Origin of the sequence: Massilia sp. 9096, assembly GCF_000745265.1 — a bacterium.
In the GTDB taxonomy this organism is placed as follows: Bacteria; Pseudomonadota; Gammaproteobacteria; order Burkholderiales; family Burkholderiaceae_D; genus Telluria.
The window spans coordinates 155,405-179,210 of sequence record NZ_JQNN01000001.1; the positions used below are offsets into that span (position 1 = coordinate 155,405).

The window sequence follows — 23,806 nt, forward strand, 5'->3', positions numbered from 1 at the left end:
GGTCGGTCCTCGGAGTACCGCAAACATTTTCGATTAACCGACCGCCTGCATATGTCGCAGGCGCTAAGGAGTTATCATGACTACGATCGTCGTTTTCAGCCATTTGCGTTGGGATTTCGTGTTCCAGCGGCCGCAGCACCTGCTGTCGCGCCTGGCCCAACACTATCCGATCCTCTTCGTCGAGGAACCGGTGCATGACGACGGCGCGCCGTTCATGGAACGATCCAGTCCCGCTCCGAACGTGACCGTGTGCCGTGCGCACACGAATATCCACGCCGGCGGCTTCCACGACGACCAGCTGCGCCTGCTGCAGCCGATGGTGGCGCAGCTGGCACCGCCAGGAGAGGAAGTCGTCGCGTGGTTCTACACCCCGATGGCCCTGCCGCTGCTGCAAGCCGTGCAGCCCAAGCTGGTCGTCTACGATTGCATGGACGAGCTGGCATCGTTCAAGAACCCGCCGAAACAGCTGCTGCAGCGCGAAAGCGCACTGCTGTCGATCGCCGACCTGGTGTTTGCCGGCGGTCCGAGCCTGTACGAGGGCAAGAAAAACCGCCACCCGAACGTGCACTGCTTCCCGAGCAGCGTCGACGTGGTGCATTTCCAGCAGGCGCTCGACCGCTCGCGCGTGCATCCGCAGCAGGAAAACATTCCGCATCCACGCCTCGGCTTCTACGGCGTGCTGGACGAGCGCTTCGATCCGGAACTGGTCGGGCAAGTCGCCGATGCCCACCCGGAATGGCAGATCGTGCTGGCCGGCCCGGTGGTCAAGATCGATCCGGCCAGCCTGCCGCAGCGCGCCAACATCCATTACCTGGGCCAGCAGTCGTATGACCGCCTGCCCGACCTGCTGGCCGGCTGGGACGTGTGCCTGATGCCGTTCGCAATCAACGAAGCGACCAAGTTCATCAGCCCGACCAAGGTGCTCGAGTACATGGCGGCGCAGCTGCCGATCGTCAGCACGCCGATCGCCGACGTGGTCAACCCGTATGGCCACGTGGTCGCGATCGCCGACGGCGCGCAGCAGTTCATCGCCGCCTGCGAGGCCGCGCTGGCGCTCACGCCCGACCAGCGCCGCAAGATGGTCGAGGCCGAGAACGCGATCGTCGCGGCCACGTCCTGGAACAACACGGCCAAGCACATGGCCGAACTGATAGCTTCGGCGCCGCCGCACACCGACCGCCGCGCCACGCCGCGCACCGGCGACGAGGCCATCGATGCCACCGCCCATGCCCGCCGCGGCCCCAAGGTCAATGCGCTGCGCGCGCACGAGCCGCACGTGGGCGCGATCGTGATCGGCGCAGGGGCGGTGGGCCTGGCCGCGGCGAGCCACCTGGGCGCGGACGTGCTGCTGCTCGACCGCGAGGATGCCTCCGAAGCGCAGCACCACATCAAGGGCAAGATCGAGCCGAACGCCGACGTCGCCCAGGTCCTGCCGCGCGAGCACGTCGTCGCACTGCGCGACGGCCGCCGTTTCCGCTACGACGACCTGGTCTCGACGGTGTCGCCGGCCGAGCTGATCAAGGCGATCGGCGACGAGGCGCCGGCCGAGCTGAAGGCCGCGCCGGGCAGCGACGCCTGCGTGCAGTGGCTCAAGCAATTCGACATCGTCGTGGCCGCCGGCAATGCGGCCTCTGCTACCGGCGATGCCGACCAGGCGCTGCAGGCCGGCAAGCAGCTGGCCCAGGCCGTGCTGGCCAAGCGCAGCCGCGCCCAGAAGGCCGGGGCGGAGTAATCGTGCTGCGCGTACGCGTGCATTCGTGCGCGCGTGCGTGTGCGCGCGACGCCATTGCGCGCTTTGCCGACGCATCGACGAGTGCGGCATGCGTTGCCTGAGGCGCAGCCGGACGCGCCATGCCGATGCGCGGCTGCAGGCGCAACCGCCGGCGCACTTGTGGACGCGTTTGCCGGTGTGGTTGCTGGCGCTGGCCGGCCTGGGCATCTGCCTCGATGCGAATGCCGCCGGCGCCGCGGCCTCGGCCGAGTATCTGCCCTACGGCTCGGCCAGCGTCGGTCCGCCGCCGGTTGCGGCGCGCAACCAGGGCGGGCTATACCGCATCAGCGATGGCGGCCGCGTCGCCTACCTGTTCGGCACCGTGCACATGGGCACGTCCGCCTTTTTTCCGCTGGCGCCCGAGGTCAGCCGTGTGCTGGGCCAGGCGCGCCGCGTGGTGGTCGAACTCGACACCCGCTCGAACGACGATTTCCTGCGCGCGCTGGCGCGCCACGGCCGCTACCCGCCGGGCGACGACCTGCGCCGCCACCTGTCGCCGCCCGTGCTGGCGGCACTGACCGCAGCCTTGCACGCGCGCGGCATCAGCGTGGCCAGCATGGCCGATTGCAAGCCCTGGCTGGTGGCCAATCTGTTGCTGAGCATGGCGCTGGAAGGCAGGGGCTACCGGCGCGACCACGGCGTCGAAGGTGCGCTGCTGGATGCGGCGCGCAGGCATGGCGCGCCCGTGACCCAGCTCGAGAGCGCGGACTACCAGCTGGCCTTGTTCGACACGATGAACGCGGCGCGCGCCGAGCGCTACCTGCAGGAGACCCTCGACGGTCTGCGGGACGGCAGCGCGCTGCGCAAGGCCCAGGCCGTGATGGAAGCCTGGGCCTCGGGCGACCCGCGCGCGCTCGACGGCCTGCTGCGCGAAGCGACCGCCGGCGACAGCGTGACGGCCGACTTCACCCGCCGCGTGCTGCTGGGGCGGCGCAATCCGGAAATGGCCGACGGGATCGCGCGCCTGATGCGCCGGGACAGCGTGACCTTCGTCGGCGTCGGTGTGCTGCATTTGCTCGGGGCGAATGGCTTGCCCCAGTTGCTTGCGCGGCGCGGTTACCTGGTCGAGCGGGTCTATTAATCGCGGCTAATGCGCGATCGCCCCGCCGGCCAGGTTCACGCGGTCGCCGGTGCGGAAGTCGGGCGTGGTTTCCTGGGTGACGACCTGGGTGCTGCCGTCGTCCATGTGCAGGGTGATGCGGTAGACGCGGTCGGAATCGCTGCCGCTGCCGGTGCTGCCTGCGGTCCCGCTGCCCCCCACGGCCGCGGCGCCCACCGCGCCGGCGCCCGAGGTGCTGGCGCTCTGGCGCGGCACGACTTCGATCGCGGCCACGGTCGCGTTCGGGCTGGAGCTGGGGGCGGTGACGCTGCTGCTGGCCATGCCGCCGCCCGTGCCGCTGCTGCCGGAGCTGCCGCTGCTGCCCGAACTGCCGGCGCTGCCCGTGGTGCCCGAGCCGGACTGGCCACCGGTACTGGAGCTGCCCGAGCCGCCGTAGCCGGCCGAGCCGCTGGTGCCGGTGCCGGCCCCGGTGCCGGACATGCCGCCGCTCCCGCCGCTGTCGCCGGTGCTGCCGCTTTCCATGCCGCTGCCGGTGCTGCCGCTGGCGCCGCTGCTGCCGCTGCTACCGCCCATGCCCCGCATCGAATCGCACGCGGTCAGTGACAGTGCCAGCAAGCCCGCCAGCAGCACGCTCTGGTGTTTTTGCTTCATGATCAACTCCTTCTGATGGGATAGTGTCTGGATAGGTGCGTGACGATGCCGCCGGCCACTCGGGTAAGAGGGGCGTTTGGAATCGACGTTCCAGCTGACTCGGGTTGAACATGAGCCACGTCAAAGACATGGCCCGCTACGGGGAATTTTTCCGGAATAGAACTCAGCGCTTTGCCAGCACCGCCGTCCGCAGCAAGGCGTACAGCAGCGCGCTGGCGACGATTGCCGCCGTGCAGTCGACCAGCCAGTCGGCCGCGCTGGCGCCGCGCCAGGGGAAAAAGCTCTGGATGATCTCGTCGAGCGCGCCCATCGCCGCGACCGCCAGCACGGCCCTGGCGGCGCGCGCGGCCGGGCTGCCATCGCTTCCGACGAACCACAGGGCGGCCAGCACGGCGTAGGCGATCGAATGCAGCACCGGTCCCGGCGCGACCTGGCCGATGTCGGCGCGTGCGCCCGGGATGTTGCCGGTCGTGATGATGAGCAGATACATGGCGACCGCGGCTGGCAGGCACAGCCGGCGTACGGTCGGGTTCAGCAACAGGGCGGACAGGGCAGCGGACATGGGGCAAGCGCGTTTTCGCAAAGCGCTGACATTATCATGCCGAGCCGGTGCCCGAGAAGCGGAGCAGGGAGCGGAGGCGGAAACGGATCGGAAGGGGCCGCCCTGGCCTGCGGCGGTCCGGCTGCGGACGTCGGCCAAGGGCGTGGATGCGGCGGCGTCAGATCGTGAGCGCCGGCGTCCCGTTCGGATAGTGTGCGTCGAAACAGCTGGTACAGTCGGCGCAGAAAAGATGGGCGATCCGGACCGCCGACTGGCGCAGGACCAGTGTCAGGTGGCCGGTACGGCACTTCGGACAGACTTCGCGGACCGTGCCGAAAGTGAGTACGTGAAGGGGCTGGCCTTCATCGTCGAGGTGGTCGACCACTGCGCGCGGATTGAGTTCGCTGAGCACGAGAGGTTCCTCGGGTGCGCAGCGGCGCGACGTGTGCGGGTTGATGTGCTGGGATGCGGACATCGTGTCAGGTACAGGTATCGTCATCGGACCGGCTCCTTGTCGGGGATCTCGTGCGAGTCCCGTGGATTGTCTATCCCCACGCGACTTGTCACGAGACGCGAGGTGCGAGATTCATCATAGCGGAATCTCGATGCGGATCAAGCACTTGGCGAAACTTTTCCCTGCGCTGAAGCAAACGCCGCAATGACAGATACGGAACAAAAAAATGCCCGTCGCTGAGGACGGGCACAACCCAAGATCGGGCCAAGAGACGCAGAATCCGGTGCGGTGCGCCGCGCGCTGCGGCACACCTTTCCGCGATCACGCATATCGGTTGCGTGTATGCAGATGAAGCCAGTATAGGGATTGAATATGACCCGGGCATGACAGGTCTCAAGTGCATCACGGTTCGAGTGCGAACGTTCCCTGCTGGGTCTGATCTAAAAAACCATTGGCAAAAAAAAAGCCCGCTGATTGAGCGGGCTTCAAACTATTTTCTTGGAGGAGAATAGTGGAGACAGGTGTGATTATGTTGCAACGCCATATATATGTCTAATTTTGTTTTTCGATAAGCAGATATTACACAGGGTGATAATTGCTGAGAACCGTGCAAGCACAATTGCCATCGGCGTCTGCCCAGCGCTCAGTCGTGCACCGGCACCGTGTAATTGAGCGCCATGCGCCCGCCATCCGCGTACAGCGTCTGGCCCGTCATGTAGGACGCATCGTCGCTGGCCAGGAACGCGGCGATGCCCGCCACTTCCTCCGGCTCGCCGCAACGGCCCAGCGGGGTGCGCGACAGGATGGTGCGGCGCGCTTCCGGGCTGCCCATCACGGCTTGTTTTGCCAGATCGGTCAGGATGGTGCCCGGGCCGATCGCGTTCACGCGGATGCCGTGTTCGGCCAGCGCCAGCGCGCTGACGCGGGTCAGCTGGTTGACGCCGCCCTTGGACACCACGTACGGGATCTGGTTCGGGATCGCCAGCTCGGCGTTCACGCTCGACATGTTGATGATGCAGCCCGTCTTGCGCTTGACCATCTCGCGCGCGACCGCCTGGCTGCACAGGAACATCGATTTGAGGTTGATCCGCAGGACGCGATCGAAGTCTTCCTCGGTCAGCTCGAAAAAGCCGGCGGCGTGCGGCACGCCGGCATTGTTGACCAGGATGTCGACCTGGCCGAACGCCGCTAAAGTGGCCGCGAGCATGGTCTCGACGTCGGCCTTGACGCTGACGTCGGCCCGCACGAAGCGCGCGTTGTCGCCGAGCGCGGCGGCGGCCTGCGCGCCTTCCGGGCGCACGTCGGCGAGCATAACGCGCGCGCCCTCGCGCACGAGGCGCTCCGCGCAGGCACGGCCGATGCCCTGGCTGGCTCCGGTGACGATGGCGACTTTATGCTGAAGTTTCATGGCGGGGTTTCCTATCGATCGACGATGACGTGGCAAAGCCGCCATTGTAGCGGCGCCGGCGCCGGCCGGGGCCAGCCGATCGGCCTCACAGCATCAGCGGCGCGTCGGGCAGTTCGTTCGAGTGCGCGCCGCCGCCCGCGGCGTCGACCGGAAAGTGGCGGCGCAGCAGTTCGTTGACCTGGTCCAGGGCCGTCAGCGTCGCGCCGCGGTGCTCGCCGCGCGCGAAGCCGGCCGTCATGCCGTCGCAGATCGCTTGCCATGTGGCGGCATCGACTTTGCGTGCGATGCCGCGGTCGGCCACGATGTCGACCGTGTGGTCGGCCAGGTTGACGTAGACCAGCACGCCGCAGTTTTCCTCGGTATCCCAGACGCCGTGGTCGGCGAACAGGGCCAGGGCGCGCCTGCGTCCGCGGATGCCGGCGCGCAGCTCGGGCCAGGGCAGGGCTTTCTCGAGGATCAAGCGGACCTGGCCGCGATGGGTGCGCTCGCCGGCCGCGATGGCTTCGGTGAGCGCATCCAGGGTCGCCGGCGCAAAGGCGCGCGCGGCCCGGGCGCGGGCGCCGAGCAGGTGGCGCAGCCAGCGCCGGATCGGGCTCCAGGAGCGTGCGGCGGCCGTCATCACCAGTCTCCCGACGCGCCGCCGCCGTCGAAGCTGCCGCCGCCGCCGGAAAAACCGCCCGAGGAATCGCCGCCGCCGAAGCCGCCATCGAAGCCGCCGCGCCGGCGCCGCTCTTCCTCGGCCTGCGCGTTGGCCAGGATGTTACCCAGGATGAAGCCGGTCGCGCCGGCGCCCCAGTCCGGCCGGCCATGGCGCGGGTCCGGCTGGTAGACGGCCGGGTGGCGCCGGCGCCGGAACAGCGACGCGATGAAGACGATGCCGAGCACGATCATGACGACGCCGAAGCCGATGCCCGCGCCATCGTCGTCCGCGGCCTGGGCGCCCGCCTGGGCCTGCGGGGCCGGCGCCGGAAATTTTTCCTTGTCGAGCAGGGCGGAAATCGCCCCCACGCCCGCGACCAGGCCGCCGTAGTAATCGTTCTGCCTGAAATGCGGTGCGATCGTGTCCTGCAGGATGCGCTTGGACTGGGCGTCGGTGAGCACGCCCTGCACGCCGCGCCCGGCCTCGATGCGCAGGCGCCGCAGCGCTTTCGGGTTGTCGCGCGCGACCAGCAGCAGCACGCCGTCGTCGACGCCCTTGCGCCCGAGCTGCCAGGCATCGGTGACGCGGATGCTGTACTGCTCGATCGCTTCCGGTTCGGTCGACGCGACCAGCAGCACGGCGATCTGGCTGCCGGTGCGTTTTTCGTAGTCGGCCAGCACGTTTTCCAGGCGCGCGCGCTGGTCCGGCGCCAGCATGCCGACTTCGTCGTTCACGCGCGCGCGCAGGGGCGGGACCGCTTTCAGTTGCTGCGCCTGCGCCTGCATCTGCAACAGGGCCTGGAGCATCAGCAAGGTGGCCAGCAGACCCGCCCGGGCCCAGCGCGGCAGCGCGTGCATGGCCAATCCTTACTTGCCGAAGTTGACGGTCGGCGCGGTCGAGATCGACCGTTCGTTCTCGACCGTGAACGAGGGCTTGGGCTGGTAGCCGAACATCTTCGCCGTCAGGTTGGTCGGGAAGCTGCGCGCCAGCACGTTGTAGTCCTGCACCGAAGCGATGTAGCGCTGGCGCGCCACGGTGATGCGGTTTTCGGTGCCTTCAAGCTGCGATTGCAGATCACGGAACTGGGTGTCGGCCTTCAGTTGCGGGTAATTTTCCGAGACCGCCATCAGGCGCGACAGCGCGCCCGACAGCTCGCCCTGCACCTGCTGGAACTTCTGGAACGCTTCCGGATTGTTCAGCACCTCCGGCGTGATCTGGAAACTGGTCGCGGCGGCGCGCGCGCGCGTGACGGCCTCCAGCGTATCCTTTTCGTGCGTCGCATAGCCCTTGACCGTGTTGACCAGGTTGGGGATCAGGTCGGCGCGGCGCTGATACTGGTTGACCACTTCGGACCAGGCCGCCTTGGTCGCTTCGTCCTTGGCCTGGAATTCGTTGTAGCCGCAGCCGGACAGCAGGGTCGTGGCCAGGACGCCGGCCAGCAGCAGGCCGGCAAGGCGCGAAAACAGGGAAGGCTGGGTGGGTCGGGTCATGTCGATTCGAAGGTTGTTGTCGGATGGTCAAAAATATACCCGAATTCCCAGGTGTCCGGCGAGGGGCGCACGCTGCATGCTGCGCTTCGCAGGCTACAATAATGGGTTTGCAATGACATAAAGGGCCTGCCGTGAACTTCATCGACAAATTGAATGCCGCCTGGACGCGCAACGATTCCCTGCTGTGCGTCGGACTGGACCCCGACCTGGCGCGCTTTCCGGCCCAGCTGCGCGACCAGCCGGACGGCATCGTACAGTTCTGCAAGGCCATCATCGACGCGACCGCCGACCTGGCTTGCGCCTTCAAGCCGCAGATCGCCTATTTCGCGGCGCTCGGCGCGGAGAACCAGCTCGAAGCGATCTGCCGCTACCTGCGCGAGACCTACCCGCACATCCCGCTGATCCTGGACGCCAAGCGCGGCGACATCGGCGCCACCGCCCGCCAGTACGCGCGCGAAGCCTTCGAGCGCTACGGCGCCGACGCGGTCACGGTCAACCCCTACATGGGCTTCGATTCGGTCGAGCCGTACATGGAATGGACCGACCGCGGCGTGATCGTGCTGTGCCGCACCTCCAATGCGGGCGGCTCGGACCTGCAATTCCTCGACGTCGGTGCGCATGGGGAAACCAAGCCGCTGTACCAGCACGTGGCGCGCCTGGTCGCGCAAAAGTGGAACAAGAACGGCCAGTGCGCACTCGTGGTCGGCGCGACTTTCCCGGACGAGCTGGCCCAGGTACGCAGCATCATCGGCGACATGCCGCTGCTGGTGCCCGGCATCGGTGCCCAGGGTGGCGACATCGAAGCCACCGTCAAGGCGGGTCGCAGCGCCGACGGCGCCGGCATGATGATCAATTCCTCGCGCGCGATCCTGTATGCGCAGCCGCAGGGCGGCGAAGACTTCGCCGCGGCCGCGCGCCGGGTGGCGCTGGAGACGCGCGACGCGATCAACCGCTTTCGCATCTGAATTGCAGCTGAATTGCAGCTGAGCCGCCACTGAACTTCGGCTGAACCGGGGCAGATGAGTTCAATCGAACTATCGGATAGATATACTTTCTGTACAATGAAATGATGCTTTGTAGTTAAAGAAGTACAACCTTCCATTGTCAAAGAGCTTCATGTCCCAAGAACTCAGCCGTGTTGCCACCGGCGTTCCCGAGCTGGACGCCGTGTTAAGAGGCGGCATGCTGCGCAACCGTATCCACCTGATCGAGGGCCGGCCGGGCACCGGCAAGACCACCCTCGGTTTGCGCTACCTGATGCACGGGATCGCAAAAGGCGAGACCTGCCTCTACGTCACGCTGTCGGAAACCAGGCAGGAACTGCACGCGACGGCGGCCAACCACGGCTGGTCGCTGGCCGGGATCTGCATCGAAGAACTGCTGCCGTTGCCGCCAGAAGGCGTTCAGGGACAGACCATCCTGCTGCCGACCGATAGCGAGCTGTCGGCCCTGGTCGACCGTATCTCGGATCTCGTGATCTCGGCGGACGCCGACCACGTCGTCGTCGACTCGATGGTCGAAATCCGGCTGCTGGCGCGCGACAGCGCCCATTACCGGCGGCAGATCATCGAATTGCGCCAGCGGCTGTCGTCGGCCGGCGCCACCGTCCTGCTGCTCGACGACCTGACCTCGGACGGCCGCGAATTCGAATTGCAGAGCGCCGTCCACGGCGTGCTGACGCTGGAGCAGATCGAGCGCAGTTTCGGCGCGGCGCGGCGCCGCATGCGCGTGGTGAAAATGCGCGGCGGCGATTTCCAGAGCGGCTGGCATGACTACGCCATCCTGACCGGCGAAATCCTGGTCTTTCCCAGCCTGATCGCCCAGGAGCACCACCGGGACGAGCCGGAAATCCATGCCTTGAGCCACGTCGACGGCTTCGACCGGATGTTCGGCGGGCCGATGAGCACCGGCAGCTCGACGATGCTGATCGGTCCCTCGGGCGTCGGCAAGTCGACGCTGGCCCTGCAATATGCGCTGTCGATGGTGCGGGCCGGCCATCACGTCGGCTACTTCACGTTCGACGAAGACGAAAGCACGCTGCGCTCGCGCATCGTGGGCCACATGGGACTGGACGAGCGGACGCGCCAGCCGCGCAATTTCCATCTGAATCGCATCAATCCCTCGCGCATTTCGCCCGGCGAATTCATCTGGAAAGTGCGGCGCCTGGTGGAGGACCAGAATGCGCGCCTGGTCATCGTCGACAGCATCAATTCCTATCTGGATGTCATCCGCGAGGAAAAGTCGCTGCTGCTGCAGATGAACGAGTTGTTTTCCTACCTGGCCAACATGAATGTCATGTCGATCATCATCGGCGCGCATTCGGCCGGACTGGACACGTCGAAGGAACCGGATGCGCTGAGCATCATCACCGACAACATCATCTCGCTGCGCTATTTCGAACGCGGCACCGCCGTCCACAAGGCGGTGTGCGTGCTGAAAAAACGGCACGGTCCGCATTCGCATGAAATCAGGTCGTTCCGCCTGACCGATGACGGTGTCGAGATCGGCGCGCCGGTCGACCCTGGCGGCAACGGCGGAGCCCTGCCAATTGAATCCTGACACCGGGATCGCCCTGCTGTTCGCGCCGATCGCCGGCGACAGCCAGACCCTGCAAGCCTTGTTGGCGGGCCAGGGGCTGGGCGTGGCCGTGTGCGCCAGCCCTCAGGCGTTCTACGACCAGCTCGGCCAGGATGCGATGCTGGCCGTGGTCACCGAGGAAGCGCTGGTGCGCTGCAATGCGCAGGCGATGCGCGCCGCGCTGGCGCGCCAGCCGGCCTGGTCCGACCTGCCGATACTAGGGCTGGTGGGCGGCGATGCGGCGCGCGTCGACAACGACCGCTTCCACAACCTGGCCGCCATCGGCAATGTCACGCTGGTCGAACGGCCGACTTCGCGCGAGGTGCTGTTGACGTCGATCCGGTCCGCCATCCGCGCGCGCCGCCTGCAGTACGCGGTGCGCGGCCACTGGCGCGAACTCGAACTGCATGCGTCCCGGCTCGAGACGATGGTGGATGAGCGCACGCACGCGCTGGCGCGCGAGGTGACCGAGCGCAGCCGGGTCGAAGCCGAACTGGAAGCGGCGCGCCGCCTCGAATCGCTCGGACGCCTGACCGGCGGTGTGGCGCACGATTTCAATAACCTGCTGCAAGTCATCGCCGGCGGTGAGACGCTGATCCGGCTATTGCTGGGCAAGCAGATGGATCCGCGCATCGAGCGTGCGCTCGAAAGCGTCCACCGCGCCGCCGAGCATGGCGCTTCGCTGACCCAGCGGCTGCTGGCGTATGCGCGCCGCCAGCCACTCGCGAATGTCACGCTCGACCTGCGCGCCCACCTGTTCTCCACGGCGGACTTGCTGTTGAGATCCTTGGACCGGCGAATCGACTTGAGATCGAGCCTGGCCGCGGACTTGTGGCAGGTCGAGGCCGACCCGGCCCAGCTCGACGCCGCCATCCTGAACGTCGTCGGCAATGCCGGCGACGCCATGCCGCACGGTGGACGCTTGACGATGGCGGCGCGCAACGTCGCCATGCCGGCCGCCGATTTGCCCGAGGCAAGGCAGCTGAGCGGCGACTATGCCTGCCTGACGATTACGGACAGCGGCGAAGGCATGTCGGACGACGTCGCCATCCGCGCCTTCGAGCCGTTCTACACGACCAAGGCGGTGGGCAAGGGAACCGGGCTGGGTTTGTCGCAAGTGTATGGTTTTGCGATGCAAAGCCGGGGGTTGGCGTTTATCCGGCGCGAACCCATCGGCACCACCATCGGCATCCTGTTGCCCAGGAGCGCTGCCGCGCAGGCGACAGCGGCCGTGCCCCAGGTCCGCGCCAGGCCCGACCGGCTGGAAGGGATGCATCTGCTGTACGTCGAAGACGATCCGGGGGTGGCCGAAATGACGGTGGAATTGTTGCGTGGGTTGGGCGCCGAGGTCGTGCTGGCGGAAAATGCCGACGCCGCCATCGCGCTCGACCTGGCAGGATTCGACCTCGTGCTGTCGGACGTGATGATGCCGGGGAGCATGGACGGCTTCGGACTGGCGTGCTGGCTGTCCCAGCATCACCCGGCTTTGCCGATCGTACTGTGCAGCGGGTACATGCTGGACCCGCAGCGCCTGCAATCGCTGCAGGTGGAATTCGTCCGCAAACCGTACCGGTTCGCCGAGCTGATCGAAGTCATCCGGCGCGTGCTGGACAACGCGTCAAGCCGGTAAGCGCGATTCAGTACCGGCTCGGGGCAATCATCTCCGCATAGTCGTACAGCGCGCCGAGGATGTCCTGCGCACGCTCGTCCGCGGTTTCCGACAGCGCGTCGATCTCGGCGAACAACTGGTCGACCGTGCGCGCCCCATGCATGCCTTCGAACAGGCGCGCGGCGCGGTGCTCTTCCCAGCTTTGCGCTTCCTCGCCTTGCAGGCTGTCGGGGAAGTTGCGCGCGCGGTAGCGGAACAGCAGGTCGGTCAGGCGCGTGTCCTCGAAGCCAGGGCGGCTTGCGGCCAGCTGGTGCGGCGCATGCCCCCGCAGCGTTTCCAGGCGGCGGCGGTCGCCTTGCGAGACGAACCCGCCGTACAGGTCTTCGTCGACGTCGACCGGCGCCGTGGCCGCGTCGCGCTGGAACACCTGCTGCCAGGTGGCCGTCATGTCCGGCCCGGCGGCGGCCACGCGCGCGTGCGCGAGGCAGCGTTCGAGGTCGAGTTGCCACTTGGCCGCCATCTCAGGCTTGAGCGTTTTCAGGTTACCGACCAGCATCGGCGATTTGTTGATGTGCACGCTCTTGATCGGCAGGCGCGAGACGCCGTCGGGCAAATCGGCGCTGCGCGTGAACATGCGCTGGCGGATCGTCACCACGTCCAGGCCGAACAGTTCGGACGGGTCGTGGCGGCAATCCCAGACCAGCACTTCGTTCTTGTTGGTCGGGTGGGCGGCCAGCGGCCAGACCACGGCCAGGCAGCCTTGCTCGGCCGGGAACATGCCGGACACGTGCAGGAAGGGCTGGCGGCGCGATTTTTCCAGGTGCAGGCCCATCTCCGCCGAGACCTTGTCCTTGCGCCGCAGCTCGAGGCAGAAGTCGAACAGTTTCGGCTGGCGCTGGCGCAGCAGGCGCGCCATGCCGATGGTGGCGCGCACGTCGGACAGCGCGTCGTGCGCCGCCTCGTGCTGCAGGCCGTTGACGCGGGTGAGATCCTCGAGGCGGAAGCTGGGCCGGCCGTCGTCCTTTTGCGGCCAGGTGATGCCGTCCGGGCGCAGCGCATAGGCCATCCGCACCACGTCGAGCAGATCCCAGCGCCCGCAATTGTTTTGCCACTCGCGCGCGTACGGGTCGATCAGGTTGCGCCAGAACAGGAAGCGCGTGACTTCGTCGTCGAAGCGGATCGTGTTGTAGCCGACGCCGATCGTGCCCGGCTCGCTGAACGCGGCGTGCACTTGCGCGGCGAACTCGTGCTCGGGCACGCCGTGCTCGAGGCAGTGCTGGGGCGTGATGCCGGTGATCAGGCAGGCTTGCGGGTCGGGCAGGTAATCGGGCGCCGGCTGGCAATACAGCATGATGGGATCGCCGATTTCGTTCAGCTCGGCGTCGGTGCGGATCGCGGCGAACTGTGCGGGGCGGTCGCGGCGCGGCACGGCGCCGAAGGTTTCATAGTCGTGCCAGAGGAAGGTCAGGGAACTCATGCCTGCATTCTAACTTGGCAGGCTGGCCCGTCCAAGGACCGGCTCGAGCGTCAGCTCAAGCACAACAGGGGAACCAATCAGGTGCAGATACGGTCGCGCCCGGCCTGCTTGGCGCGGTACAGCGCGGCGTCCGCATCTGCGACCAGGCTGCGTTCGTCCTGGTGCGAGTCCAGGCTGGCCACGCCGAACGAGCCGGTCAGGTGCGGCAGCGGCAGGCGCATGTCGTCGAACACCACGCTCTCGCGCAGGCGCGCGCACAGGCGCTCGGCGACCAGCACGGCGGCGCTCAGCGCGGTGTGCGGCAGGATCGCCATCATTTCCTCGCCGCCATAGCGCACCGCAAAATCGGCGGGGCGCAGGCCGGCGCGGATGACCCCGGCCGCCGTGACCAGCGCGTGGTCGCCGATCATGTGGCCGTGGGTGTCGTTGAAGCGCTTGAAGTGGTCGAGGTCGATCATCACGAGCGACAGCGGCATGCCGTCCTGGCGCGCGCGCCCGACCAGCTTGGGCAGCATGTCGTTCAGCCAGGCGCGGTTGTACAGGCCGGTCAGGCCGTCGTTCATCGACAGCTGGCGGTAGAATTCGCCCAGCTTCTGGCGTCGCCGCAGCAGGGCGTTGGCGGCGCGGATACGGAAAGACAGAAGGCGCAGCAGGTTGCGCGCGACGCCGTTGTGCTGCTCGATCAGTTGCCACACGAGCTCGGGCTCGATCACCAGCACCTCGCTGTCCTCGAGCGCGACGATGGATTCGAGGTTGGCGGCTTCGTCCAGCACGGCTTGCTCGCCGACGCTTTCGCCGGGCAGGATGCGGGTCAGGCCGCTGTCGCCGACGAAGCCTTCGGCCTCGATGCCGAGCGCGCCCGCCAGCACGATCAGCAGGCGCGCGTGCAAGCCCTCGACCCGGTTCCCACGCGTTACGCGCAGGACCGCGCAGCCGGCCAGCAGCCGCGTCACGGCCGGGGTGTCGGCGTCGCGCAGCAACTGCAGGTCGCGGATGGCGTAGCGGGACGCACCGAAGGTGCCGATCGAGTCCATGGTGGAATTACAATTTCCTGCGGGAAGTAATTGACAGCCTGCAATGATAACCCAGGGTTATCAAACGGAACGTCCTGGCGCCCGATAAACAACAGTGTTCCAATAGCGGCATGAACCCTCTCCCTGACAAGCGCGACCTGGTCGACGCCGCCGGCCAGTTCCACCCACCCGCGCCGGATGCGCGCATCGTCTGCCTGGTGCCTTCGATTACCGAACTGCTGTGCACGCTCGGCCTGGCCGGCAAGCTGGTCGGCCGCACGGGCTTTTGCATCCATCCGCACGAGGTGGTCGCGAGCATTCCCAAGGTCGGCGGCACCAAGGACGTCAACGTCGAGAAGATCCGCAAGCTCGCGCCGACCCACGTGGTGGTCAATATCGACGAGAACGAAAAGCCGACCGTCGAGCGCCTGGCCGAATTCGTGCCGCACGTGGTGGTCACGCACCCGAATGCGCCGAGCGACAACCTGGCCCTGGCGCGCCTGCTGGGCGGCATCTTCGGGGCGCAGGAGGCGGCCGAACGCTGGTGCGCGGCGTTCGAGGACGCTCATGCACGCCTGCGCGCGGACCTCATCGACACGAACTCGCGCGCACCCGCGCCCGCGCCCGCGCGAACGGTCCTGTACTGCATCTGGCAGGATCCGTGGATGACGGTCTCGAAAGACACGTACATCGCGAACATGCTGGCTGAGCTCGGCTGGCAGGTGCCGCACCTTGGGGAGTTGCGCTATCCGCGCTTCGACTGGTCGCAGGCGCTGGTGGACGGCCTGGATGCGGTATTGCTGTCGACCGAGCCGTACCGCTTTACCGAGGCGCATGCGGATGCGCTGGAAAAGCAGATCGGGATTCCGGTGCTGCTGGTCGATGGCGAGATGATGTCCTGGTATGGCAGCCGCGCGCTGGCGGGCTTGGACTACCTGCGCGAATTGCGTGCGCAGGTCGAAGGCCAGGCCGGCTCGGTCAGCTGACCATGCCGGCCCGGCCGGGGCATTACGCGTTGTCGGTCAAGCCCTTGTACGACTCGGGAGCGACGTCCTCATCCATCGGTTTCGGTTCGCGCTTGTTCTTGTCGTTCAGGCGGCCCAGCGAGTGGTCGAGCGCGCGCTGCAGCTTGCTGGCGGCGTTCGAGATCGACAGGTGCAGGTTTTCCGCGTGGGCGTGCACCACCACCGGCGCGTAGCCGGTCACGCGCGCTTCCATCATGCAGCCGTTGCTGCCGTCTTCCTGCTTTTGGCTGTTTTCGTTGCTCAGGTGAACGTCAACGCGGCGGACGTGGTCGCCGAAACGGCCGATGGCCGATTCGACGGCGTCGCGCACGCGTTCGTCCAGGCCTTGGTGACGGTCGATAGTGTTGTCAGTATTGATATTGATTTCCATATATTCCTCCAATGTGGTGCCATTGGGGCCGATGTTACACGCTTTGCATGAAAACGCGCGTCCAGTAGGGTGCGCTCGGCCTCCAGGCTGGCAATTCGGCGAGGAATTCAATGGCTCATCAGCTATTCACCAGGCTGGCCGCGATGTTGACCGACAGCCCCAGGATCACCAGGTTGAAGAAGAAGGACAGCAGGCAGTGGCCCAGCACCAGCTTGCGCATGCCGCGGTTCATGATCTGCACGTCCGAGGTCTGGACCGCGATCGACAGCGTGAACGAGAAGTACAGGAAGTCCCAGTAGTTCGGCTGCACGTGGCCTTCGGGGAACTTCAAGGGCAGCGTGTTCTTGTTGGCCGTGTAGTATAGGTGGGCGTAGTGGAAGCAGTACATCACGCCGACCAGCAGCCAGGAGCCGATCACGGTCAGCGCGGTGAAGGCGTAGCGCAGCGCCGCCTGGTGTCCCGATGCGTCCTTCATGTTCGACAGTTCGGACACGATCGCGTACACCGAGAACATGGCGCCGATGATGACCGCGGTGAGCACCACGCCGCCGGTTTCGTCCTGGCGCTCGGCGATCGAGCGCACCTGGCTGTGGTCGGCGCGGATCATGGTCCAGCCCATCGTCATCAGGTAGGCCCAGGCGCCGCTGTTCCAGCCCATCAGGGCGCGCTGCAGGCCGCTATGCTGGCCCGGCGCCAGCAGGGCCACCGCGATCCCGAGCAGGGCCGCGGCCAGCAGGTAGGGACGGCTGCGGATGAAGCGTACCAGCCAGTTGTCCTTGTGACGCTCGCCGCCGCGGTTACGTTGGGGGATCGGATTGTCCATGTCAGCCGGCCTTTTGCGCGGCTTCTTCGGCCGCATGGTGGGGGAAACGGTCCATCCGCGACAGGACCGTGAACAGTTTCATCCAGATACCGGTGACGGCCAGCGTGGCGGCGCCGCCGATGACGATCGCGCGCACCAGGCCGAACCAGCTGGCGGTCAGGCCCGATTCGAATTCGCCCAGCTCGTTGGACGCGCCGATGAACACCGAGTTGACCGCGCTGACGCGGCCGCGGATCTCGTCCGGCGTCTCGTACTGCACCAGCAGATGGCGGATGTAGACGCTGACCATGTCGCCGCAGCCGAGCAGGAACAGCGCCACCAGCGCCACCGCGAACTGGCCCGTCAGGCCCATCACCACGGTGGACAGGCCGAACAGCGCGACCCCGCCGAACATCCACTTGCCGACGTGGCGCTTGATCGGCCAGAAGGCCAGCGCGATCGAACACAGGGTGGCGCCGGCGCCGGGCGCGGTGCGCAGCCAGCCCAGGCTGGTCGGGCCGGCGTGCAGGACGTCGTGCGCGTAGGCCGGCAGCAGGGCGGTGGCGCCGCCGAACAGCACCGCGAACAGGTCGAGCGAGATCGCGCCCAGCACGATCGGGCGCGACCAGACGAAGCGGATGCCCTCGAACAGCGTGTGCCAGCTGACCGGCGCCGTGCTGCGCGCCTGCGGGGCGCTCTTGGTGCACGACATCAGGATCACGGCGAGCACCAGCAGCGTGCTCGATACCGCATACACGACGTTCGGGCCGAAGCGGTATATCAGGCCGCCCAGCACCGGACCGAGGATGATCGCCACCTGCATGCTGGAGGAGGCCAGCGCCACCGCCTGCGAGAAGTCCTTGGTCGAGACCAGGTTGCGCAGCACCGCCTGCTGCGCCGGCATCATGAAGGCGCGTGCGCTGCCATAGATGACCAGCACCGCGTACACCGGCCACACCGTGTGGCTGCCGGACAGCGTGAAGCCGACCAGCAGCAGGCTGCACAGCAGCTGGGTGGCCTGGCAGGCGATCACGATGTTGCGGCGGTCGTGGGTATCGGCGACGTGGCCGGCCCACAGGATCAGCACCAGGAAAGGCGCGAACTGCGCCAGGCCGATCAGGCCGAGGTCGAACAGGCTGTGGGTGATCTGGTAGACCTGCCAGCCGACCGCCACGCTCTGCATCTGGACGGCGAGCGTGCCGAGGAAGCGCGAGGACAGGTAGAACGAGACGTTGGGGATGCGCAGGACGCCGAGGCGTCCCGTGGAAGAAGGCACGGACATAGAAATGGAGAGGTGGCAAGAATGCAAACTCCATTGTGCCCGAACTATTCGATATACGCTGTCTTGACAGGGCCAACGTAATGCAGCGGTAATGCGCGGACGGCGTGGCCGCCCGCGCTGCGGCGTCCGATCACGCCGCGGCGGCCCTTATGGCTTGACGAAGCGGAGCGCGAACTTGTCGTCCGGCGCGCCGTTCATCTTGAAGAAAGGCTGGTCGCGCGGGTCGGACGGGGCGCGCAGGTAGTCGCTTTTCGCGTCGACCTTGAAGCCGGCGCGCGTGAATTCCTCGACCACGCTGTCCTCGTCGATGCGGTGCAGGGTCTTGGTCGCCGACAGGCCGCTGCCTTTCTTGGCGGCGTTGTCGATGACGACCACATGGCCGCCCGGCTTGAGCGCGTCGAACAGGTGCTTGTCCATCGCCGCCCGGTCGGTCGGGGTGTTGACGATGTCGTGGTAGTTCATGTTGATGGTGATGAGGTCGAGCGGCGGCGTGCCCTTCGGGATCGGGTCGTCGAAGCTGCTCACCACGGCGTGCAGGTTGGCCACCGTGTTGTCGGCCAGACGCTCGCTCAGCTTGGTGTTGGGCTTGGTGTTCTGGGCCCAGACTTCGCCTTTCGGGCCGACCGCGGCGGTGAGCAGCGCGGCGGTGCTGCCGCCGGCCGAGACCAGGTCGAACGCCTTCATGCCGGGCTTGACCTGGGCAAAGGCGAGGAATTCGGCCGGCTTGCGGCGATCGTCGTCCTTGCGGTCGTCGCCGTTGCGGATCGGGCTGTTGATGGCGGCGGCGTACGGGCCGGCCGGCGCGCTGGAGGCGGCGGCTGGCTGCGTGGCCGACTGGGCAGAGACGCCGCCGGCCGCGAGGGCGGTGCACAGGGCGAGCAGCACTGGAGCAAAGACGGGAGCGAAGACGGGAGCTGAGCGAAGCGAGGTAGGCATGGTTGACCCTTGTTGGTTGTCGGGAAGCCGGCCGGCGCCGGCGCGGCTCCACCATACCTCAAAATCGCGTCGCTATACGGCTGTGACCGCGCTTTGTTACGGCTGGGCGGCGTCGGCCTCGGTGGTGAAGGCGTCGGCGTAGAACTCGTCCGCCGGCAGGCCGCATTGTCCGACGTAGTCGCGCCGCGCCGAATCGACCATGACGGGTGCGCCGCAGGCGTACACCTGGTGCTGCGACAGGTCGGGGATGTCCTGCATCACGGCCGCGTGCACGTAGCCGGTGCGGCCGGTCCAGGCATCTTCCGGCAGGGCGTCCGAGATCACCGGCACGTAGCTGAACCAGGGCAGCTCGCGCGCCCACTGTTCGCACAGTTCGTGCATGTACAGGTCTTGCGGACGGCGTCCGCCCCAGTAGAGTACGGTCGGACGTTCGGAACCCAGGTGGATCATGTGCTCGACCAGTGCCTTGACCGGCGCGAAGCCGGTGCCCGATGCCAGCATCACGATCGGCTTGTCGGAATCCTCGCGCAGGAAGAAAGTGCCCAGCGGCCCTTCGAAGCGCAGGATGTCGCGCTCCTTCATGGTCGAGAACACGTGGTCGGTGAACACGCCGCCGGGCAGGTGGCGGATGTGCAGCTCGAGCGGCCCGCTGTACGAGGGCGCGTTCGAGATGCTGTAGGCGCGCCGTTTGCCGTCCCTGAGCAGGAATTCGAGGTACTGGCCGGCGCGGTAGGCCAGCGCCTCGTTGGCCGGCAGCTGCAGCGTCAGGACGACGACGTCGGGCGCGGCGCGGCGGATGCCGGTCACGCGGGTCGGCATCTTGCGGATCGGGTATTCGGTGCTGCCGCCGACTTCGCGCGCCTCGATCACCAGGTCGGACTGCGGCACGGCGCAGCAGAACAGCGCGTAGCCCTGCAGCTTTTCCTGGTCGGACAGGGCGCGCGGCTGGTGCGGCATGTGGCGGATCGTGCCTTCGACGACCTTGCCCTTGCAGGAACCGCAGGCGCCGTTCTTGCAGCCGTAGGGCAGCCCGATGCCATGGCGGATCGCAGCCGCGAGCACGGTGTCGTCCTGCTCGCACTCGTAGTGGTGGCTGCTGGGCTGGACAGTGATCTGGAACGTCATACAATCCTCGGAATGAAAATCTTCAAAAACAAAACTCTTGGGCTCGGCAAGCCGCGCCTGCTCGTGGTCGGTTGCGGCGACGTCGGCATGCGCCTGCTGCCGTATGTGGCCGGACGCTTCCGTGTCTTTGCGCTGACCAGCCAGCCTGAACGGCGGCAGGCGCTGCGCGCGGCCGGGGCGATCCCGATCGTGGCCGACCTCGACCGCCCGCGCACGCTGGCGCGCCTGAAGGGGCTCGCGCAATACGTCGTGCACCTGGCGCCGCCGCCCGCGCAGGGCGCGTTGGATTTGCGTACACGCAATTTGACCGCCATTCTACCCGAGGGGGCGCGCGTCGTTTATATCAGCACCACCGGCGTGTACGGCGACCGCGCCGGCGCCTTGACGCCGGAAACCACGCCGGTGGCGCCGCGCAACGCCCGCGCCGGGCGCCGCGTCGACGCCGAACGGGTGCTGCGCGCCTGGGCGCTGGCTTCGAAAGGAAAGGTCGCGATCCTGCGCGCCCCGGGCATCTACGCGCTCGATCGGCTGCCGCTCGAGCGCCTGCAGCGCGGCACACCGGCCTTGCACGCGCAGGACGACGTGTACACCAACCACATCCACGCCGACGACCTGGCGCGCCTGGTCGCGCTGGCGCTGTTTCGCGCATTGCCCGGCCGGGTCTACAACGCCTCCGACGACACGCGCATGCGGATGGGCGAGTACTTCGACGCCGTCGCCGATGCATATGGCCTGGCGCGTCCGCCGCGCCTGGCGCGCGCCGAGCTGGCGGCGGCGGTGTCGCCGATGCTGCTGTCGTTCATGTCGGAGTCGCGCCAGCTGGTCAACAACCGCATCAAGCGCGAGCTGCGCGCGCGCCTGCGCTACACGCGGGTGGAGGATTTCCTGGCGGAGCAAATAGCTGGCCGAGGGAAATAAGAACGGCTTAAGAAAACGATAACGGGCCTGCGTATGATTCGATTTCGCCAAAGAGCGGTTGAAATTACAAGACGCCGTCCCCAAACCTACCGTATGTCCCGTTATCCGAAAGTTGACCATGGCCTTCAAACTCATCCCTGACGTCGCTGCCTATGACCCGAACCGGGTCCTCGACGCCGTCATCAAGAAACTCAAGCTCAAGAACGACGCCGCGCTTTCGCGCGTGCTGGAAGTCGCCCCGCCGGTGATCAGCAAGATCCGCCACAACACGCTGCCGATCGGCGCTACCATCCTGCTGCGCATGCATGAGGTGTCGCATTTCAGTATTCGCGAGCTGCGTGCGCTGATGGTGCGCCAGGATGGCGGCTCGCCTGCTGCGGCTTGAGGCGAAATGAAAAAAGCCCGTCCTGCAAGGGACGGGCTGGCATGAGCGGCTGATGTCAGGCACGCAGCGCGGATCGGCTGCGCTGGGGCGGAACGGTGCTGGCGCAATACGCGGCGCTGGCGCTGTGTTTCAAGCTTTTCCTGGGCCCGGACTGGCGCAGTAGGCCATAGCCTGTGCCTGCTCATCGAGCGTGGCGGGATAAGCCTCGGCAAAGCTGGCTTCGTACAGTTCACGCATGCGATTGCCGCTGTCGAGGCGGACCTGCTGGCCGTCGCTGCCACGCATGCCGACATAGGGCGAGTAGTGCAGGAAGTAGCCGAACACCTGTTCACAGTCGGCGGCGTACTTCATGGTGTCGAGGATGTGGTAGTGCCAAAAAGAGGTCGACGTCCATTGACGGTGCAATATACGCATCTGGGAACAGCTTCATCACGCACAGGAAACGACGGTATTCTTTTTTCACGGCATTGGCTTTATCCAGGCTCCAGCCGTCTCCCGAGTTCACGTGCATCAGCTTGCTTTTGATCCGGGTCAAGTCGAGTTTCGTGACTGCCATATTTGCTGTGGTAAACCCGTCATTCGCGTTCATGCTTCTCCTTGTCAAACACTGCCAACGTGATTAATCCTCGGTTATGGCGTTTCAACATGAGTGAACGAAGGAAGCGCTATCGGAGCATCGGTCTGTTCCTTTGGTCATTCCTCCATTTTTTGCGTCAATTCGGCCGCGTCCATTATTGGTCCTTTTTAAGGTAATAGACAATGGTAGCCAAAAACCTACTTGATTTATAAGCTTGCGCAATGTCAATTTGCGTTAAGCCAATAGTGGATGAGCGGATCAGAGAATCCGAGAAACTACGCTAGCAAAAATATGTCGATCCGGCGGAAAAAGGACGCGGATCGTGCGATGAGTGAGGTAAATGTCGCGAAACCAGCAATAACGGAATGGATACAGATGGCTACTCGATCAAGTCATGCGTTCCATGACGCGCTGGGTGCGTTGCCGCTTGCGCGTGTTGCGTGCCGCGTGCGCCGGGCGAATCAGGCCGGCCTGGTAGAGCACAGCATGTCTATCCCCATCGCACTGAAATTCGATCGACCAATAAAAAGGCCCGTCCTGGAAAGGAACGGGCCAGTTCGATGCGGCCGGCAGCGGAGAGCGATCTTATCGGATGATCGACGTTCGCAGGTTCGCGATCAAGCCTGAAGCGCCAATCGGGTGTGCTGGACGGGCTGGTTCAAGTGCTTGCCGGGGCCGCTCGAACAGTAGGCGATCGCTGCCGCCGGGTTCAAATGCTTGCCGGGACCGCTCGAGCAGTAGGCGATCGCTGCCGCCGGGTTCGAATGCTTGCCGGGGCCGCTCGAGCAGTAGGCGATCGCTGCCGCCGGGTTCGAATGCTTGCCGGGACCGCTCGAGCAGTAGGCGATCGCTGCCGCCGGGTTCGAATGCTTGCCGGGGCCGCTCGAGCAATAGGCGATCGCTGCCGCCGGGTTCGAATGCTTGCCGGGGCCGCTCGAGCAATAGGCGATACCTGCCGCCTGGTTGGCGTGTTGGCCGGGGCCGCTGGAGCAGTAGGCGGTGCCGGCGACAGATGGCGTGATAGCCTCGAGCGAATCCGGGTAGGCGTCGCCAAAGACGCTTTCATAGAGTTCCTGCATGCGCTTGCCACTGCTCAGGCGGTATTGCGCGTCCTCTTCGGAGCCGTCCATGCCGACGTAGGGATAATGGTGCAGGAAGTAGCCGAACACTTGTTCGCAATCGGCGGCGTATTTCATTGTATCAAGGATGTGGTAGTGCCAGAAGGTGTCGACATCCACGATCGGTGCCGTGTCCTCGTTCGGAAATAGTTTCATCAGGCACAGGAAACGGCGGTATTCCTTTTCGACGGCGGCAGCCTTGTCCAGACTCCATCCTTCTCCCGATATATGCATCAGCTTCATTTTGATGGGTTCCAGATCGAGTTGCATTACGGCGTTGAGCAGGTCGTTGGCGTTCATGATCATCCTCTGTAGTTGATGTCTTGTATTAACTGCTTCCCTAGTTTTGGTAATGGCTCATCAGGCCATCAGCTAACGCATATTTACTTCTTGAATGATGACGTCAAGTGACATTTGCTGAGTTCTTGACGTGCGTTGCATATAGTCAATGTATTGTATACAACTAATACGGTTATTGATATTTTTCAATCTTTCAACGAGGTCAGTAAAGTCCTACAAAATGTGATGTGCAATCACATCATTGATTTCGGGCAAGAGGCAAAAGAGGGAAGTTGTA

At 65.8% G+C, this 23,806-nt stretch carries 25 protein-coding genes; 8 read left to right on the forward strand and 17 right to left on the reverse strand.

The window, feature by feature from the left end; genetic code table 11:
* Nucleotides 1-76: 76 nt before the first annotated feature.
* Together FA90_RS00685 and FA90_RS00690 are read left to right on the forward strand one after the other, a co-directional pair.
* Complete coding sequence (locus FA90_RS00685; protein ID WP_081933550.1) at nucleotides 77-1,732, forward strand: glycosyltransferase; 1,656 nt, start codon at nucleotides 77-79, stop codon at nucleotides 1,730-1,732.
* An 88-nt stretch (nucleotides 1,733-1,820) separates the two neighbouring features.
* A complete protein-coding gene (locus FA90_RS00690; protein WP_081933551.1) occupies nucleotides 1,821-2,852 on the forward strand; it encodes a TraB/GumN family protein in 1,032 nt (343 codons plus the stop codon).
* A gap of 6 nt (nucleotides 2,853-2,858) precedes the next feature.
* On the opposite strand, the gene FA90_RS00695 is transcribed toward FA90_RS00690, so the two are convergent.
* The 7 genes from FA90_RS00695 to FA90_RS00725 all read right to left on the reverse strand — a co-directional run bounded on the left by FA90_RS00695 (nucleotide 2,859) and on the right by FA90_RS00725 (nucleotide 8,015).
* Nucleotides 2,859-3,482 carry a hypothetical protein gene (locus tag FA90_RS00695; RefSeq protein ID WP_036164791.1) on the reverse strand — a complete coding sequence of 208 codons (624 nt, stop codon included), beginning with the start codon at nucleotides 3,480-3,482 and terminating at the stop codon, nucleotides 2,859-2,861.
* A 163-nt stretch (nucleotides 3,483-3,645) separates the two neighbouring features.
* The gene (locus FA90_RS00700) at nucleotides 3,646-4,044 is read right to left on the reverse strand and encodes a VanZ family protein (protein WP_036164795.1); all 399 of its coding nucleotides are present in this window, start codon (nucleotides 4,042-4,044) and stop codon (nucleotides 3,646-3,648) included.
* A gap of 157 nt (nucleotides 4,045-4,201) precedes the next feature.
* The gene (locus tag FA90_RS00705) at nucleotides 4,202-4,522 is read right to left on the reverse strand and encodes a hypothetical protein (protein ID WP_036164797.1); all 321 of its coding nucleotides are present in this window, start codon (nucleotides 4,520-4,522) and stop codon (nucleotides 4,202-4,204) included.
* A 598-nt stretch (nucleotides 4,523-5,120) separates the two neighbouring features.
* Complete coding sequence (locus FA90_RS00710; protein ID WP_036164800.1) at nucleotides 5,121-5,885, reverse strand: SDR family NAD(P)-dependent oxidoreductase; 765 nt, start codon at nucleotides 5,883-5,885, stop codon at nucleotides 5,121-5,123.
* A gap of 85 nt (nucleotides 5,886-5,970) precedes the next feature.
* Nucleotides 5,971-6,504 carry a TPM domain-containing protein gene (locus FA90_RS00715; RefSeq protein WP_036164802.1) on the reverse strand — a complete coding sequence of 178 codons (534 nt, stop codon included), beginning with the start codon at nucleotides 6,502-6,504 and terminating at the stop codon, nucleotides 5,971-5,973.
* Nucleotides 6,504-7,382 carry a TPM domain-containing protein gene (locus FA90_RS00720; RefSeq protein WP_036164805.1) on the reverse strand — a complete coding sequence of 293 codons (879 nt, stop codon included), beginning with the start codon at nucleotides 7,380-7,382 and terminating at the stop codon, nucleotides 6,504-6,506. Before FA90_RS00720 ends, FA90_RS00715 begins: the two co-directional genes overlap by 1 nt.
* 9 nt (nucleotides 7,383-7,391) lie before the next feature.
* A complete protein-coding gene (locus FA90_RS00725; protein WP_051971292.1) occupies nucleotides 7,392-8,015 on the reverse strand; it encodes a LemA family protein in 624 nt (207 codons plus the stop codon).
* Nucleotides 8,016-8,146: 131 nt separating this feature from the next.
* Between FA90_RS00725 and pyrF the strand changes: the two genes are divergently transcribed.
* The 3 genes from pyrF to FA90_RS00740 all read left to right on the forward strand — a co-directional run bounded on the left by pyrF (nucleotide 8,147) and on the right by FA90_RS00740 (nucleotide 12,222).
* On the forward strand, nucleotides 8,147-8,980 hold the full coding sequence (pyrF, locus tag FA90_RS00730) for an orotidine-5'-phosphate decarboxylase (protein ID WP_036164818.1): 834 nt from the start codon (nucleotides 8,147-8,149) through the stop codon (nucleotides 8,978-8,980).
* A 151-nt stretch (nucleotides 8,981-9,131) separates the two neighbouring features.
* Nucleotides 9,132-10,574 (forward strand): ATPase domain-containing protein, encoded by a 1,443-nt coding sequence (locus FA90_RS00735; RefSeq protein ID WP_081933552.1) that lies wholly within the window; start codon nucleotides 9,132-9,134, stop codon nucleotides 10,572-10,574.
* Nucleotides 10,564-12,222, forward strand: a complete 1,659-nt coding sequence (locus tag FA90_RS00740) for a response regulator (protein ID WP_156116527.1) — start codon at nucleotides 10,564-10,566, stop codon at nucleotides 12,220-12,222. Before FA90_RS00735 ends, FA90_RS00740 begins: the two co-directional genes overlap by 11 nt.
* A gap of 7 nt (nucleotides 12,223-12,229) precedes the next feature.
* On the opposite strand, the gene sbcB is transcribed toward FA90_RS00740, so the two are convergent.
* Nucleotides 12,230-13,678, reverse strand: coding sequence for an exodeoxyribonuclease I (gene sbcB / locus FA90_RS00745; RefSeq protein ID WP_036164821.1), 1,449 nt, complete (start codon nucleotides 13,676-13,678; stop codon nucleotides 12,230-12,232).
* Nucleotides 13,679-13,755: 77 nt separating this feature from the next.
* Nucleotides 13,756-14,712: a GGDEF domain-containing protein gene (locus tag FA90_RS00750; RefSeq protein WP_036164824.1), complete on the reverse strand. Its 957-nt coding sequence runs from the start codon at nucleotides 14,710-14,712 to the stop codon at nucleotides 13,756-13,758.
* A gap of 110 nt (nucleotides 14,713-14,822) precedes the next feature.
* On the opposite strand from FA90_RS00750, the gene FA90_RS00755 reads away from it, so the two are divergent.
* A complete protein-coding gene (locus FA90_RS00755) occupies nucleotides 14,823-15,677 on the forward strand; it encodes a helical backbone metal receptor (protein WP_036164826.1) in 855 nt (284 codons plus the stop codon).
* A 22-nt stretch (nucleotides 15,678-15,699) separates the two neighbouring features.
* Here FA90_RS00755 and FA90_RS00760 read toward each other — a convergent pair whose 3' ends face one another.
* The 5 genes from FA90_RS00760 to FA90_RS00780 all read right to left on the reverse strand — a co-directional run bounded on the left by FA90_RS00760 (nucleotide 15,700) and on the right by FA90_RS00780 (nucleotide 20,231).
* Nucleotides 15,700-16,086, reverse strand: coding sequence for an HPF/RaiA family ribosome-associated protein (locus tag FA90_RS00760; RefSeq protein WP_036164830.1), 387 nt, complete (start codon nucleotides 16,084-16,086; stop codon nucleotides 15,700-15,702).
* Between the two features lie 118 nt (nucleotides 16,087-16,204).
* Entirely contained in the window at nucleotides 16,205-16,909 is a 705-nt protein-coding gene (locus tag FA90_RS00765; RefSeq protein WP_051972065.1) for a DUF1345 domain-containing protein, read from the reverse strand.
* 1 nt (nucleotide 16,910) lies between these two features.
* Nucleotides 16,911-18,170, reverse strand: a complete 1,260-nt coding sequence (locus tag FA90_RS00770; RefSeq protein ID WP_036164832.1) for an MFS transporter — start codon at nucleotides 18,168-18,170, stop codon at nucleotides 16,911-16,913.
* 147 nt (nucleotides 18,171-18,317) lie between these two features.
* Nucleotides 18,318-19,106, reverse strand: coding sequence for a class I SAM-dependent methyltransferase (locus tag FA90_RS00775; protein WP_156116528.1), 789 nt, complete (start codon nucleotides 19,104-19,106; stop codon nucleotides 18,318-18,320).
* A 96-nt stretch (nucleotides 19,107-19,202) separates the two neighbouring features.
* Complete coding sequence (locus FA90_RS00780; RefSeq protein ID WP_036164835.1) at nucleotides 19,203-20,231, reverse strand: CDP-6-deoxy-delta-3,4-glucoseen reductase; 1,029 nt, start codon at nucleotides 20,229-20,231, stop codon at nucleotides 19,203-19,205.
* Between the two features lie 12 nt (nucleotides 20,232-20,243).
* Between FA90_RS00780 and FA90_RS00785 the strand changes: the two genes are divergently transcribed.
* Both FA90_RS00785 and FA90_RS00790 read left to right on the forward strand, forming a co-directional pair.
* Complete coding sequence (locus FA90_RS00785; protein WP_036164838.1) at nucleotides 20,244-21,149, forward strand: NAD-dependent epimerase/dehydratase family protein; 906 nt, start codon at nucleotides 20,244-20,246, stop codon at nucleotides 21,147-21,149.
* 118 nt (nucleotides 21,150-21,267) lie between these two features.
* Complete coding sequence (locus FA90_RS00790) at nucleotides 21,268-21,534, forward strand: hypothetical protein (RefSeq protein WP_036164841.1); 267 nt, start codon at nucleotides 21,268-21,270, stop codon at nucleotides 21,532-21,534.
* A 129-nt stretch (nucleotides 21,535-21,663) separates the two neighbouring features.
* On the opposite strand, the gene FA90_RS24690 is transcribed toward FA90_RS00790, so the two are convergent.
* The 3 genes from FA90_RS24690 to FA90_RS24695 all read right to left on the reverse strand — a co-directional run bounded on the left by FA90_RS24690 (nucleotide 21,664) and on the right by FA90_RS24695 (nucleotide 23,529).
* Entirely contained in the window at nucleotides 21,664-21,885 is a 222-nt protein-coding gene (locus tag FA90_RS24690) for a hypothetical protein (protein WP_051971295.1), read from the reverse strand.
* A complete protein-coding gene (locus tag FA90_RS26085) occupies nucleotides 21,863-22,123 on the reverse strand; it encodes a hypothetical protein (protein ID WP_156116529.1) in 261 nt (86 codons plus the stop codon). Before FA90_RS26085 ends, FA90_RS24690 begins: the two co-directional genes overlap by 23 nt.
* Nucleotides 22,124-22,728: 605 nt before the next feature.
* Nucleotides 22,729-23,529 carry a hypothetical protein gene (locus FA90_RS24695; RefSeq protein ID WP_197065219.1) on the reverse strand — a complete coding sequence of 267 codons (801 nt, stop codon included), beginning with the start codon at nucleotides 23,527-23,529 and terminating at the stop codon, nucleotides 22,729-22,731.
* Nucleotides 23,530-23,806: the final 277 nt, after the last annotated feature.